This window comes from Streptomyces sp. NPDC006335 (assembly GCF_040612795.1).
Taxonomy (GTDB): Bacteria; Actinomycetota; Actinomycetes; order Streptomycetales; family Streptomycetaceae; genus Streptomyces.
The window spans coordinates 1-12,860 of record NZ_JBEXQX010000024.1; the positions used below are offsets into that span (position 1 = coordinate 1).

Consider the following 12,860-nt stretch of genomic DNA (forward strand, 5'->3'; position numbering starts at 1 on the left):
GGCCGGGTGGGGCGCCTCTCCGCTCGAGAGGAACCCCACCCGGCCGGGGGGGTGCGCGCCCGCCCCGTCCCCACGGTGCGGCGCGCGCAGGTCACCGTCCAGTCATCCCGTGGACGGCGGCCTGGGTCTCAGGTCAGGCCGAGTGCCGGAAGTACGGCGGCCTCCACGAAGCGGACCAGGTAGTCCGGGTCGGCGTACTCCCCCTCGATCACGGGACGCGCGCGGATCACCCCGAACATCTGGGCCGGGATGTATTCCAGCGCCGGGTGTCCGGTGGCGATCTCACCCCGGTCGACCCCACGCTGGAGGATGTGCCTCAGTGCGGCGATCTCCGGGTCGATCAGCGCCTCACGCAGGGCCTGCGCGAGTTCCGCGTCCTGCGTGACGGCATGGCCGAGCGCCTGGAGGAGTTTGGTGTCGTGCATCGACCACCGGCCCGCGGCCCGGGCGGCCTCGCGCAGGTCCTCGGCGAGCGATCCGGTGTCGATCCCGTCGAACTTCGACCTGCGGCGGGAGCGCAGGGCGGCCACCACGAACTGGGGCTTGGTCTTCCACTGCCGGTAGAGGGTGGACTTGCTGCAGCGCGTGCTGGCGGCGACCCCCTCCATGGTCACGGCTTCGTATCCGCATTCGCGGACCTGTTCGAGCACGGCGTCGAAGAACTCCTGCTCACGCTCGGGCGTGATCTTGGAGCGGCGCGAGGCGGCGACCGTTTCCGGTCCGTCCGCGGCCTGCGACGTCATCGTCTCTCCCCTTCACTCGCTCCGGCGGCCGGCCTGCTGCACCGGCGCCGCGTTTCATTCCCGGATTCCAGTGTGTCGTATGTCTATCGATACGCGAGTGTACCGGTACCCGACCGTATCGGTACACTGGCGTATCGGTACGATGTCGTACCGATGAGTTTCGGAATCCGGACGAGTCATCACCTTGTTCGGATTCAGTACAAGCACCACCGCGAGCGAAAGGGCCGGGGGAATGAATGCCCGCACCGAGCCTTCAGAAGCGGAGCCGGGCGCGACAGCGCGGCCGCCGCTCGTCCGTGAGCTCCTGCTCGTCGTAGGACTCTTCCTCGTCTACAAGTTCGGCCGGCAACTGGTCACGGGCCACACCACCGAGGCCTACCGCAACGCCGACCGCGTGTGGGACTGGGAACGCGCCCTGCACCTGCCGGGAGAGGGCTCGGTGCAGTCGCTGCTGGTACACGGCGACACCCTCGCGCACCTCGCCAACACCTACTACGCGACCGTCCACTTCCCGGCCACGGTCGCCTTCCTGGTCTGGCTGTACCTCAAGCGCCCCGCCCACTACGTCTGGGCCCGCCGCGTCCTCGCCGGTCTCACCGCCGCCGCCCTGGTGCTGCACCTCGCCTTCCCGCTGGCCCCGCCGCGGATGCTCGCGGCGGCCGGCCTGGTCGACACCGCGAAGGTCTACGGCCCCTCGGTGTACGGCCCGCCGCAGACCGACTCCCTCTCCAACCAGTTCGCCGCGATGCCCTCGCTGCACTTCGGCTGGGCCCTGATGGTGGCGATCGGCCTGATCGTGGCCACCCGTTCGCGGTGGCGCTGGCTCTGGCTGCTGCACCCGCTGGTGACCCTCGCCGTCATCGTCGGGACGGCGAACCACTACTGGATGGACGCGATCGTGGCGACCGCCCTGCTCGGCATCGCTCTCGCGGTCATCGACCTGCCGCACCGCACGGCGACCACGGCGGGCCGGGCGCAGGAGAAGCTCGCACCCGTCGAAGCCGAGGAGAACGTCCTGGTCGGAGCGGGCCGATGAACGCCACGCTGCTCGCCGTAGCCCTCTCCCTGCTCTCCTCCGTCGCCTACGCGGCCGCCGCCGTCGCCCAGGAGCGCCTCGCCTCCCGCAACCCCGGTTCCGGTGTGCTGCGGATGCTCGGCTCGGGCGCCTGGTGGGGATCCGTCGGGCTCAACGCGGCGGCCGCGCTGCTGCATGTCGTCGCCCTCAAGTACGGCCCCCTGACCGTGGTCCAGCCGCTCGGTGCCCTCACGCTGGTCGCCGCGGTGCCGCTGGGCGCGCGGATCGCGGGGCGCCGGGTCGGCGCGACCGAGTGGCGGGGCACGGTGTACACGCTGGCCGGCCTCGCCGCGATCCTGGTGGTGGCGTCGGGCTCCGAGCCCGGGAAGGTGCTGAGCACGTCCGAGGCGGTGGCGGTGGCCGCGGTGACGGCGGCCCTGATCGGCCTGCTGGCCCGCCCCGGTGCCCGGCCCGGCATACGGCACGCGTCGGCGTCCGGGGTCGCGTCGGGGGTGGCCTCCGCGCTCACCCAGACCGTGACGGTGGCCGCGACGGACCGTTCCGAGTCACTGCTCAGCGTCCAGGTGATCGGCGTGGCCCTGCTCGTGGCGGCCTTCGCCGCGGGCGGGCTCCTGCTCTCCCAGACGGCCTACCGTGACGGCCTGGGCGCCCCGCTGGCCGTGGTGACCCTGGCCAACCCGCTGGCCGCGGCGATCATCGGCCTCTCCCTGCTGGGCGAGGGCCTGCGGGGCGGCGCGGCGGGCGTGCTGCTCGCGCTGGCGGGCGCGGGCCTGGCGGCATGGGGTGTGGTGCTGCTGACCCGGATGCCCCAGGTCCCGGTGGACGACGACCACCCGGTGGCGGCGGTGCTGGCGCTGGAGCCGTCGACGGCGTCCGTCGAACCGGCCCTGCGGGACATGACTGTGCCCCGGCAACCGGAGCCGGGGCACCTCACACCGCTCTAGGCAGGCTCAGCCGAACCCGCGGGCGTCCTGCTTCAGCGCGGTGTCGACCGTCAGCGCGGTGGCGACGACCAGGCTCAGCAGCGGCTCGGGCAGCTGGTAGTGGATCTGCAGCACGTAGTTGTCCGCGGTCGTGAACATCGTCTTGGCGAGCCCCTCCCACGTCTTCGTGATCCGGGCGACCTCGTTCTCCGTGTGGTCGACGATCGCGAAGTTCCAGGCCCGCCAGTTCTCCGCCTTGATGGCGCCGACCTGCTGGCCGTTCACCATCAGCGCGAAGTTGATCTTCCCGATCATGTTCTGCTGGACGATCTCACCGACCGGCGAACCGTCCGGACGCTCCACGATCACCCGGGACTTGAAGATCTTCCCCGGCCGGGTCAGCAGCATGACCGGCTGCCCGTAGGCGTCCCGGATCTCCAGCTTGATCTTCATGAACTGATCGATGCTGTAGAAGAACCGCACGATCTTCCGGAAGGCGCTCTGCCCGACCTGGCTGACGGAGCCGAGCTGGTTGCCGTTCTGATCCATGACCTTGTACTCGTTGGTCAGCTCGATCAGCTTGGCCTTCTGGTTGACCACGAGCACCGGCTCGGTGAACAGCGTGCCACCGCCCGCGCCGCCCCCGGCGACCCCGGCCTGCTGCTGCACCTGACGCTGCACGCGCGGGTCGGGGCCGGCCGACTGCTGAGGCATCTGCGGTGCCTGCTGGACCGGCGGGGCCTGCACGGCCTGAGCCTGCCCCGCCCCCTGCTGGTCCTGGTGGGTGTGCTGGGTCCACTGCGCACCGTCCCAGTAGCGGAGCGTCTGGGCCGCTCCGTGCGGGTCGGGGTACCAGCCTGCAGGTGTGTTCGAATGCGTGGTCACCGGGGCACACTACCCCGGGACCATTGCGATCCGGCCAGGTGGACGACGGCTCCCCTACGGCTTTACCTGGTGATTACGGCGGGGTCGCTCACCCCGGGACGCCCGTTCTCGACATGTCCGGCGAATCGCCTCAGGAACGCCGGCTCGGCGTCGGACGTGACCGTGAGGTCGTACCAACGACGGCTCCTGCCGAGGCCGAAGGTGTGCCGGACGGTGGCGCCGGCCCGCACGGTGAAGGTCCGCGCGGGGTCGCCGTAGCCGCTCGCGACCGTCAGACGGATCGTGCCGGAGCCCTTGTTGGTGAAGGTCAACTCGACGTCGTCGCCGCGGTGGCGGGCGGTGACCTCGGGACCGGCGTTCTTGTTCGTCCCCTTGAAGGCGCGCAGGAAGCCGGCCGGGCCGTGCACGGTCAGGTCGTACGACCCCTTGGAGTACGCCGAGTTCCAGGTGTCCGCGACGGTCTTGCCGGCCTCGGTGGTGTAACTCCAGGGTCCGTCGGTGCGGTTGCCGGAGGTCACCAGGAAGGCGGCACCGGCCTTGGCGCCGGAGGCGAAGGTGAGGGTGAAGGTGCCCTTCTTCGCGTCCACCGAACCGTCCACGCTCGGGGCGTACTTGAGGGGGCGGGCGGGGCGCAGACCGCGCTCCTGCTTCGGCAGGGTGCCGACGGCGGGCGGGACGGGGACGTAGTCGGGGTGGCGTTCGCGGTCCGGCGGCTCGTAGCCGTCCGTGTCCGGCAGGGCGACCGGTTTGGTGTCCTTGCGGGTGAAGTCGAAGGCCGAGGTCAGGTCGCCGCAGACCGCGCGCCGCCAGGGGGAGATGTTGGGCTCGTGGACGCCGAAGCGCCGCTCCAGGAAGCGGATGATCGAGGTGTGGTCGAGCGTCTCGGAGCAGACGTAACCGCCCTTGCTCCAGGGCGAGACGACCAGCATGGGCACGCGCTGGCCGAGCCCGTAGGGGCCTGCCGGGTGGCTGCTGTCGCCCTTGAAGACGTCGAGGGCGGGGTCGACCGTGGACTTGCCCTGGGCCGCCGAGCCGGGCGGGAAGGCGGGGACCACGTGGTCGAAGAAGCCGTCGTTCTCGTCGTAGGTGATGAACAGGGCCGTCTTCGCCCACACCTTCGGGTCGGAGGTGAGCGCGTCCAGGACCTGGGCGATGTACCAGGCGCCGTAGTTGGCGGGCCAGTTGGGATGCTCGGTGAAGGCCTCGGGGGCGACGATCCAGGACACCTGGGGCAGCTTTCCGGTCTTCACGTCGGCCTTGAGCTGGTCGAAGTAGCCCTCACCCTTGGTGTGGTCGGTGCCGGTGCGGGCCTTGTCGTTCAGCGGGTCGCCGGGCTTGGCATTGCGGTACTGGTTGAAGTAGAGCAGCGAGTTGTCGCCGTAGTTGCCCCGGTAGGCGTCCGGGATCCAGCCCCAGGAGCCGTTCGCGTCGAGGCCGTCGCCGACGTCCTGGTAGATCTTCCAGGAGACACCGGCCTCCTCCAGGCGCTCGGGGTAGGTGGTCCAGCCGTAGCCGACCTCGTCGTTGCCGAGGACCGGGCCGCCGCCCTGGCCGTCGTTGCCCGTGTAGCCCGTCCACATGTAGTAGCGGTTGGGGTCGGTGGAGCCGATGAACGAGCAGTGGTAGGCGTCGCAGACCGTGAAGGAGTCGGCGAGGGCGTAGTGGAAGGGGATGTCCTCGCGGGTCAGGTACGCCATCGTCGTGGAGCCCTTGTTCGGGACCCATTTGTCGTACTTGCCCCCGTTGAAGGCGGCGTGTCCGTCGTTCCAGCCGTGCGGGAGGTCCTGGATGAACTGCATGCCCAGGTCGTCGGCCTCGGGACGGAACGGCAGGATCTCCTTGCCCTTGGCGTCCGTCTGATGCCAGACGGACTTGCCGTTCTCCAGGGTGACCGGGCGCGGGTCGCCGAAGCCGCGGACCCCCCTGAGCGAGCCGAAGTAGTGGTCGAAGGACCGGTTCTCCTGCATCAGGACGACGACGTGCTCGACGTCCTCGATCGTCCCCGTGCGGTGGTGGGCCGGGAGCGCGGCGGCGCGCTGGATGCTGTTCGACAGGGCGGTGAAGGCGGTGGTGGCGCCCGCGAGTTGGAGGAATCTGCGCCGGTTGACGTCGGACATGAGTGAGGGGACCTCTCAATCCTGCGCATCGATGGCCCGAAGATGACGGAAGGTGCGCGCAGCGAGTGTTCCAAGAGCAACAAACGTCAGGGAAGGGTCCGGTGGCGCTGGTGTGAAAGTCGTGGGTACGGGAGGGGTCGAGGCCTGGCTCTCCTCATCGAGCAAGGGCTCATTCCGCTCCCCCGCGGGCGTTGTAGACGGCGACCTCACCCTCGTCGATCGCCTCGCGGTAGGCGCGGAACACGGCGAGCGCCTCGTCCCTCAGCACATCCGTGACCACCTCGATGCCACGCCTCTCGAACTGCCCGGCCCAGTCCTCGCCGACCGGCCCCTCGTCGAACGTGGTGATCTCCTCCAGCTCCGGGCCCTCCCCGGCGACCACCAGACCGCGTACGCCGGACCACATCGTGGCGCCGTAACACTGCACGCAGGGGCGCCAGTTGACGACCAGTTCGTGCGGGGCCAGGCCCTCACCGCCGAGGTCCCAGGCGCCGGTCGCGGTCTGGGCGAGGCCGAGCGCGACGACCTCGGCGTGCGCGCTGGAGATGCCGGAAGCCAGGACGACGTTGACGCCGACGGAGACGATCCGGCCGCTCTCGCGTTCGGCGACGAGCGCGGCGAACGGGCCGCCGTCGCCCGCACGCCAGTTGCGGTCGGCGAGGCGGTGCACCAGACGCATGCGGTCCTCGCGGGCCGGCAGGGCGGCGGGCACGTCGGCGAGTTCGTCGTCGACCCAGGCGGGCAGGGCGACACGGTATTCCCTGGCGATGTCGATCACTGTGTGTTCCTCCGCGGCTTGCGTGGCGCCTTTCCCCAAGGGCCGACAGGTCGTTCCCGCCGAGCCCGCGCTGCGAACTCCGCACGGGTGAGAACGGTGCGGGGCCGTGAGCGCAGGACCGTCTCCGCGTCCCACGGGTCCGCCTCCGTCCAGCCGAACCCCCGGACGATCTCGTCGAAGACCGGCGCGAAGTCCGCACCGACGAGGTCCGGCATCCGGTGGTGCAGGCGCCGCACCCGGGCGAGGAAGGCCGCGGGCAACGGGACGTGGTACGTCTCCAGGTAGTGCGCGAAGTCCGCGCGCCACACCCACACGCCGTCGGTGACGAGCGACGAGCAGCCGGAGGTGTGCCGGTGGGTCTCCCCGGTGAGGACGTCGACGCCCGCCTCCATGACATGGGTGAGACGGTGCCCCGTGTCCAGGTACTCGACGATCTCCGCTTCGTCCGGTTCGCCGGACGCCCGCACCTGGGCCGCCAGCGGTCCCGCGCTGCACCCGGTCGGGGGACCGAAGTCGTCGAAGAAGCCGAGCAGCCTCAGCATGCGCACTCCCTCGACCCGGTCGACAACCTGGACGAGCATACGCAGGGCAGGGGTCCGGACGGCCGTGGCCACCACCTTGCCGCCCTTCCTCTTCCGTGAGACGGAAGCGGTGTTGCCGTGCCCCTTCGACCGCCAAGACGATGCCACCACAGCAGACAGACGGGAGCCGCAACGATGCCGCACATGACCGCCTTCGCCAGGAACCAGTGGTACGTCGCCGCCTACAGCCATGAGGTCGGGCGCGAGGAACTGCTCGGCCGGACGATCCTCGGTGAACCGCTCGTGTTCTACCGGACCGAGGAGGACGGGACGCCCGTCGCGCTCGCCGACCGATGTGTGCACCGCCGGTTCCCGCTGCACGAGAAGCCGAGCCGGCTCGACGGCGACAAGATCGTGTGCGGGTACCACGGCTTCACGTACGACACGACGGGCACCTGTGTGTACGTGCCGGGACAGAAGCGCGTCCCGCGCACCGCGCGCGTCGCCTCCTACCCCGTCGTCGAGCTGGACTCCCTGATCTGGGTGTGGATCGGCGACCCGGCGCTCGCCGACGCCGACACGATCCCGCGCGCCCGGCACCTCGACTCCCCCGGGTGGGTCACCGTCCGCGGCATGGAGCCGATCGACGCCGACTACGGCCTGCTGGTGGACAACCTCCTCGACCTGTCCCACGAGACCTATCTGCACGGCGGTTACATCGGCACCCCCGAGGTCGCCGAGACGCCGATCACCACGGAGGTCGACGAGGGCGCCGGCATCGTGCGGGTGAGCCGGCACATGGACGACGCCGCGTGCCCGCCGTTCTACGCGAAGTCCACCGGCATCGAGGGACGGATCACCCGCTGGCAGGACATCGAGTACCACGCGCCCTGCCTGTACCTGCTGCACAGCCGGATCGCGCCGGTCGGTGTGCTGCCCGAGGCCGACGGCAGCGACCCGAACGGCTTCCACACCGAGATCACGTACGCCATCACGCCGTCCAGCGACGGTCACGTGTACGACTTCTGGATGGTCTCGCGCGACTGGGCGACCGAGGACGCCGAGGTCACCGAGTTCCTGCGGGGCAACAACCACACCGTCGTCATGCAGGACGTAGACGCGCTGAACCTGCTCCAGAAGACGCTCGGCACCGAGCGCTCCGGCTACCAGGAGCTCAGCATCAACATCGACACCGGCGGCCTGGCCGCCCGCCGTATCCTCGCCCGTCTCGTCGAGGAGGGCGACAAGCCCGTGGAGAAGGTCCTGTGAGTGCCGCGCCCACCGGGGAGATCTACCGCATCGACTGGCTGCCGGGCACCGACACCCTGCACGGCACCTGTCACTGCGGCCGCGAGCACACCTCGCAGGACCCGATCGAGATGTGGGAGTGGATGCTCGCGCACCCGAACGGGCACTCCCCGCAGCAAGACGAGCCGCAAGGACACGAGCCGCGAGGAAACAGGTCATGACTGACGCCTACGAAGCCGAACTCGTCGTCGACCGCAGGGACTTGGCGGCCGACGGCGTGCTCGCCCTCACCCTGCGCCACCCGCTGGGCGAACAGCTCCCGGCGTGGGAGCCCGGCGCCCACATCGACGTGGTGCTCGGGCCCGGCCTCGAGCGGCAGTACTCCCTGTGCGGCGACCCCGCCGACCGCACCGCCTGGCGGATCGCCGTGCTGCGTGAGCCGGCCGGGCGCGGGGGATCCGCCCATGTGCACGAGCAGGTGGAGCAGGGCGGCAAGGTCCGGGTGCGCGGGCCGCGCAACCACTTCGCCCTGCGGCCCGCGCCCCGCTACCGGTTCATCGCGGGCGGCATCGGCATCACCCCCATCCTGCCGATGCTGGCGGCGGCGGAGGCCGAGGGCGCCGAGTGGACCCTGCTGTACGGCGGACGCACCCGCGAATCCATGGCGTTCACCGAGGAGTTGAGCCGCTACGGCGATCGCGTCACCGTCGCTCCCCAGGACGAGACCGGCCTCCTGAACCTCGCCTCGGTGCTGGACGACGTGCCCGAGGGCACCCTCGTCTACTGCTGCGGTCCCGGCCCGCTCCTCGACGCGGTGGAGGAGCGCTGCCCGGCCGGACTGCTGCACCTGGAGCGGTTCACGCCGAAGGAGCAACTGGTCGGCGAGAACACGGAGTTCGAGGTGGAGCTGGCGCAGACCGGCACGACGGTCACCGTCGCTCCGGACGTCTCGGTGCTCGACGCCGTGCGCGCCTGCGGTGTCGAGGTGCTGTTCTCCTGCACCGAGGGCACCTGCGGCACCTGTGAGACCGACGTCCTCGACGGCACCCCGGACCACCGGGACTCGGTGCTCACGGAGGAGGAGCGGGAGTCCGGGGAGACGATGATGATCTGCGTGTCCCGGTGCCGGGGGAAGAAGCTCGTGCTGGACCTGTAGCCATCCGCAGGTCGGCCTCGATGCCGGCCACGGTCTCCAGCAGGGCGGGCAGCAGATCCCGCCGTACCGCGGCGAGTGTCGTGCGACCCGCCTGCACGGGGATGTTGACCGCCGCCACCACCTCGCCGCCCCGGTCCCGCACCGGGGCGGCGATCGAGCGCAGCCCCTCCTCCAACTCCTGGTCGACGAGGGCGTACCCCTGCCGCCGCACCCGCTCCAGTTCCGCTCGCAGGAGGTCGGCGGAGGCGATCGTGCGGGCGGTGAGCGGGCTCAACTCCGCGCGGTCCAGCCGCACTTCCAGCTCCTCGCCCGGCAGGCCGGCGAGGATCACCCGGCCCACCGAGGTGACGTGCGCCGGGAAGCGGGTCCCCACGGTGATCGCGGCGGTCATGATGCGGCGCGCGGGCACTCTCGCCACGTACACGATGTCGTCGCCGTCGAGCACGCACAGGGACGACGACTCCCTTGTCCTGTCGACGAGTTGCTCCAGATGCGGTTGCGCCAGCTGGGCCAGCGAGAAGCTGGACAGGTAGGAGTAGCCGAGTTCGAGGACGCGCGGGGTGAGCCGGTAGGCGCGGCCGTCCGCGCGGACGTAGCCGAGATCGGCCAGCGTCAGCAGGAAGCGGCGGGCCGCCGCGCGGGTCAGTCCGCAGGTCCGGGCCACCTCGGTCAGGCTCAGCTGCGGGTGGTCGGCGTCGAAGGCGCGGATCACGGCGAGGCCGCGCTCCAGGGAGCGGACGAAGTGAGGGGCGCGGTCTGCTTCGGACATCGTCGCCTCCGTCGAGTGAGTGTCAACAATATTGTCAGCCAAAGGTGTTGACCCCACCCCCGCGAGCCCCATACCTTTCGCGCTGAGCACCACTGTGCGGTCTGCGCACAGCCTGTCGTAAGCACAGCCTGTCGGAACAACGAAGTCTGCACAGGAGGAGCCATGCGTCGTCTGCTCGCCGCTCTCGCGGCCGGAGCATCTCTGGTCACCGCGTCGGCCTGTGGTTCGTCCGGCGACTCGGGCGCCTCGGACCCGAAATCGTCGTCCGGCGGCACCACCACCGTCAAGCTGGGCCTCATTCCGATCGTCGATGTCGCGCCGATCTATCTGGGCCAGAAGAAGGGCTTCTACAGCAAGCACGGGCTCAAACTCCAGATATCGACCGCGTCCGGCGGCGCGGCCATCGTGCCGGGGGTCGCCAGCGGGCAGTTCCAGTTCGGTTTCTCCAACGTCACCTCCCTGCTGATCGCCCAGTCCTCCGGGGTCCCGGTCAAGGCCGTCTCCAACGGCATCGCCTCAACGGGCTTACAGGGCAAGGACTTCGCGGGCATCGCGGTGAAGGAGGGCAGCCCGATCAAGTCCGCGAAGGACCTGGAGGGCAGGAAGGTCGCCATCAACTCGCTGAAGAACATCAACGAGTCCGCGGTGCGCGAGTCGGTCCGCAAGGACGGCGGCGACCCGGACAAGGTGCAGTTCGTGGAGCTGGCCTTCGACCAGATGCCGGCCGCTCTCGACGGCGGCCAGGTCGACGCGGCCTGCGCGGTCGAGCCCGCGCTCGCCACCATCAAGAGCCAGGGCGGCCAGGTGATCGCCTCCCCGCTGGTGGACGTGGCCGAGGACACCACGGTCGCCCTGTACTTCACCTCAACGCGGTACCAGCAGCAGAACGCCGACGTGGTCAAGAAGTTCCAGGCGGCCACCGCCGAGTCCCTCGCCTACGCCGACGCCCACCCGGACGAGGCCCGCGCGATCATCACGACGTACACCAAGATCCCGGCGTCGGTCCTCGAGCAGGTGACCCTGCCGAAGTGGCCGGCCGAGCCGAACAGGCAGTCCATCGAGGCACTCGCCGAGCTGGGCGAGGGGGACGGGTTCTTCAAGAAGACCCCCGACGTCGACGCGCTGCTTCCGTGAGGTTCCAGAACGCGGCGCTGGGCGCCGCCGGGCTCGCGGCCTTCCTCGCGCTGGGCGAGGCGGTGCCGCGGCTAGGCCTGGTCAAGGAGGAGTACTTCCCGCCGACCAGCCGGATCGCGCGCGCCCTCGCCGACGAACTCTCCGACGGCGCCTTCTGGACGGTGCTCGGCGACACCCTCACCGGCTGGGCCCTCGGCCTTGCCATCGCCGCCTCGGCGGGGATCGTCGTCGGCGTGGTCGTCTCGGTGGTGCCGTATCTGCGCGAGGCGACGGCCTCGACGATCGAGTTCCTGCGCCCGATCCCCTCGGTCGCCCTCATCCCGCTGGCGGTGCTGTTGTACGGCAGCGAACTGCGCTCGGTGCTGCTGCTCGTCGTGTACGCCAGCTTCTGGCAGGTCCTCATCCAGACGCTTTACGGCGTCCAGGACGTCGACCCCGTCGCCGACGAGACGGCACGGTCGTACGGTCTCGGCACCTGGGCGCGGGTCCGGCACGTGCTGTGGCCGACCGCGCTTCCGTACGTCTTCACCGGCGTCAGGCTGGCCGCGGCCGTCGCGCTGATCCTCGCCATCACCGGCGAACTGGTCATCGGGGCACCGGGGTTGGGCGCCCGGATCGCGGTGGCGCAGAACTCGCAGGCGGTGCCGGAGATGTACGCGCTGATCGTCGTGACCGGGCTTCTGGGGCTGCTCGTCAACGTCGGCGCGCGTACCGTGGAGCGACGGGCGCTGGCCTGGCACCAGTCGGTGCGCGGGGAGGTGGCGGTGTGAAGCGGCTCCTTGTGCGGGCGGTCCTCGTGCTCGCGCTGCCCGCGCTGCTGGTCGCGGTCTGGTGGCTGGCGTCGGACGGCAGCACCGACGTCTTCTGGCCGCCGCTGCGCACGATCCTGCAAACCTTCCCGGACGTGTGGACCGCCGAGCGGCTGCGCGACGACGTCCTGCCCAGCATCTGGCGCCTGACGGCCGGTTACGCGCTGGCGGCCGTCGTCGGGGTCGCCGTCGGCACGGTCATCGGCTCCTACCGGAAGGTGCGGGCCGTGTGCGAACCGGTCCTGGAGTTCCTGCGGGCGGTCCCCCCGCCGGTCCTGATCCCGGTCATCATGCTGTTCGCGGGCATCGGCGACACCATGAAGGTCACGGTGATCGCGAGCGGCTGCGTCTGGCCGATCCTGCTCAACACCGTCGAGGGCGTGCGCGCGGTCGACCCGGTGATGCTGGAGACGGCCCGCTCCTACGGCATCTCCGGGCACTCCCGGCTGCGCCACCTGGTGCTGCGGTCGGCGAGCCCGCAGATCTTCGCGGGCCTGCGCCAGGCCCTCTCGATCGGCATCATCCTCATGGTCATCAGCGAGATGTTCGCGGCCAGCAACGGCATCGGCTTCACCATCGTCCAGTTCCAGCGCAGCTTCGCGGTCCCCGACATGTGGACCGGGATCCTCGTCCTCGGTCTGCTCGGGTTCCTGCTCTCCGTCGTCTTCCAGCTGGTCGAGCGGCGGGTCCTCGCCTGGTACCACGGCCTGCGCGCCTCGACCCGGCGGTCCCCGTGAGTCA

The 12,860-nt window shown here is 70.4% G+C and carries 14 protein-coding genes; 8 read left to right on the plus strand and 6 right to left on the minus strand.

The features are described 5' to 3' along the window. Positions 1-128: 128 nt before the first annotated feature. On the minus strand, positions 129-743 hold the full coding sequence (locus tag ABZ098_RS39865; RefSeq protein ID WP_356599018.1) for a TetR/AcrR family transcriptional regulator C-terminal ligand-binding domain-containing protein: 615 nt from the start codon (positions 741-743) through the stop codon (positions 129-131). A gap of 232 nt (positions 744-975) precedes the next feature. On the opposite strand from ABZ098_RS39865, the gene ABZ098_RS39870 reads away from it, so the two are divergent. Beyond that, the gene (locus ABZ098_RS39870) at positions 976-1,779 is read left to right on the plus strand and encodes a phosphatase PAP2 family protein (RefSeq protein WP_356599020.1); all 804 of its coding nucleotides are present in this window, start codon (positions 976-978) and stop codon (positions 1,777-1,779) included. Then, positions 1,776-2,723 carry a hypothetical protein gene (locus tag ABZ098_RS39875; RefSeq protein WP_356599022.1) on the plus strand — a complete coding sequence of 316 codons (948 nt, stop codon included), beginning with the start codon at positions 1,776-1,778 and terminating at the stop codon, positions 2,721-2,723. Before ABZ098_RS39870 ends, ABZ098_RS39875 begins: the two co-directional genes overlap by 4 nt. A gap of 6 nt (positions 2,724-2,729) precedes the next feature. Here ABZ098_RS39875 and ABZ098_RS39880 read toward each other — a convergent pair whose 3' ends face one another. The 4 genes from ABZ098_RS39880 to ABZ098_RS39895 form a co-directional block, all read right to left on the minus strand. Then, positions 2,730-3,587 (minus strand): phospholipid scramblase-related protein, encoded by an 858-nt coding sequence (locus ABZ098_RS39880; protein WP_356599024.1) that lies wholly within the window; start codon positions 3,585-3,587, stop codon positions 2,730-2,732. A gap of 62 nt (positions 3,588-3,649) precedes the next feature. Then, complete coding sequence (locus ABZ098_RS39885; protein ID WP_356599026.1) at positions 3,650-5,704, minus strand: phosphocholine-specific phospholipase C; 2,055 nt, start codon at positions 5,702-5,704, stop codon at positions 3,650-3,652. Positions 5,705-5,873: 169 nt separating this feature from the next. Further along, positions 5,874-6,482 (minus strand): nucleoside deaminase, encoded by a 609-nt coding sequence (locus ABZ098_RS39890; protein WP_356599028.1) that lies wholly within the window; start codon positions 6,480-6,482, stop codon positions 5,874-5,876. Further along, a complete protein-coding gene (locus tag ABZ098_RS39895) occupies positions 6,479-7,024 on the minus strand; it encodes a hypothetical protein (protein ID WP_356599030.1) in 546 nt (181 codons plus the stop codon). The genes ABZ098_RS39890 and ABZ098_RS39895 overlap by 4 nt, the downstream gene beginning before the upstream one ends. Before the next feature lie 174 nt (positions 7,025-7,198). On the opposite strand from ABZ098_RS39895, the gene ABZ098_RS39900 reads away from it, so the two are divergent. From ABZ098_RS39900 to ABZ098_RS39910, 3 genes are read left to right on the plus strand one after another with little or no spacing between them, the layout of a single operon-like run. Next, positions 7,199-8,272, plus strand: a complete 1,074-nt coding sequence (locus ABZ098_RS39900; protein WP_356599032.1) for an aromatic ring-hydroxylating dioxygenase subunit alpha — start codon at positions 7,199-7,201, stop codon at positions 8,270-8,272. Continuing rightward, positions 8,269-8,472 carry a hypothetical protein gene (locus ABZ098_RS39905; protein ID WP_356599034.1) on the plus strand — a complete coding sequence of 68 codons (204 nt, stop codon included), beginning with the start codon at positions 8,269-8,271 and terminating at the stop codon, positions 8,470-8,472. Before ABZ098_RS39900 ends, ABZ098_RS39905 begins: the two co-directional genes overlap by 4 nt. Next, positions 8,469-9,407: a PDR/VanB family oxidoreductase gene (locus ABZ098_RS39910; RefSeq protein ID WP_356599036.1), complete on the plus strand. Its 939-nt coding sequence runs from the start codon at positions 8,469-8,471 to the stop codon at positions 9,405-9,407. Before ABZ098_RS39905 ends, ABZ098_RS39910 begins: the two co-directional genes overlap by 4 nt. Here the strand turns inward: ABZ098_RS39910 and ABZ098_RS39915 are convergent. After that, the gene (locus ABZ098_RS39915) at positions 9,322-10,176 is read right to left on the minus strand and encodes an IclR family transcriptional regulator C-terminal domain-containing protein (RefSeq protein WP_356599038.1); all 855 of its coding nucleotides are present in this window, start codon (positions 10,174-10,176) and stop codon (positions 9,322-9,324) included. The two genes, ABZ098_RS39910 and ABZ098_RS39915, sit on opposite strands and share 86 nt — an antisense overlap. Positions 10,177-10,338: 162 nt before the next feature. On the opposite strand from ABZ098_RS39915, the gene ABZ098_RS39920 reads away from it, so the two are divergent. From ABZ098_RS39920 to ABZ098_RS39930, 3 genes are read left to right on the plus strand one after another with little or no spacing between them, the layout of a single operon-like run. Beyond that, complete coding sequence (locus ABZ098_RS39920; protein ID WP_356599040.1) at positions 10,339-11,310, plus strand: ABC transporter substrate-binding protein; 972 nt, start codon at positions 10,339-10,341, stop codon at positions 11,308-11,310. Continuing rightward, positions 11,307-12,080 (plus strand): ABC transporter permease, encoded by a 774-nt coding sequence (locus tag ABZ098_RS39925; RefSeq protein WP_356599042.1) that lies wholly within the window; start codon positions 11,307-11,309, stop codon positions 12,078-12,080. The genes ABZ098_RS39920 and ABZ098_RS39925 overlap by 4 nt, the downstream gene beginning before the upstream one ends. Continuing rightward, on the plus strand, positions 12,077-12,856 hold the full coding sequence (locus ABZ098_RS39930) for an ABC transporter permease subunit (RefSeq protein ID WP_356599044.1): 780 nt from the start codon (positions 12,077-12,079) through the stop codon (positions 12,854-12,856). The genes ABZ098_RS39925 and ABZ098_RS39930 overlap by 4 nt, the downstream gene beginning before the upstream one ends. Positions 12,857-12,860 lie beyond the last annotated feature (4 nt).

Coding starts and splice junctions, on each gene's coding strand:
- ABZ098_RS39865 (WP_356599018.1), bottom strand. CDS start 743: ATGACGTCGCAGGCCGCGGACGGACCGGAAACGGTCGCCGCCTCGCGC.
- ABZ098_RS39870 (WP_356599020.1), top strand. CDS start 976: ATGAATGCCCGCACCGAGCCTTCAGAAGCGGAGCCGGGCGCGACAGCG.
- ABZ098_RS39875 (WP_356599022.1), top strand. CDS start 1,776: ATGAACGCCACGCTGCTCGCCGTAGCCCTCTCCCTGCTCTCCTCCGTC.
- ABZ098_RS39885 (WP_356599026.1), bottom strand. CDS start 5,704: ATGTCCGACGTCAACCGGCGCAGATTCCTCCAACTCGCGGGCGCCACC.
- ABZ098_RS39895 (WP_356599030.1), bottom strand. CDS start 7,024: ATGCTGAGGCTGCTCGGCTTCTTCGACGACTTCGGTCCCCCGACCGGG.
- ABZ098_RS39900 (WP_356599032.1), top strand. CDS start 7,199: ATGCCGCACATGACCGCCTTCGCCAGGAACCAGTGGTACGTCGCCGCC.
- ABZ098_RS39910 (WP_356599036.1), top strand. CDS start 8,469: ATGACTGACGCCTACGAAGCCGAACTCGTCGTCGACCGCAGGGACTTG.
- ABZ098_RS39915 (WP_356599038.1), bottom strand. CDS start 10,176: ATGTCCGAAGCAGACCGCGCCCCTCACTTCGTCCGCTCCCTGGAGCGC.
- ABZ098_RS39920 (WP_356599040.1), top strand. CDS start 10,339: ATGCGTCGTCTGCTCGCCGCTCTCGCGGCCGGAGCATCTCTGGTCACC.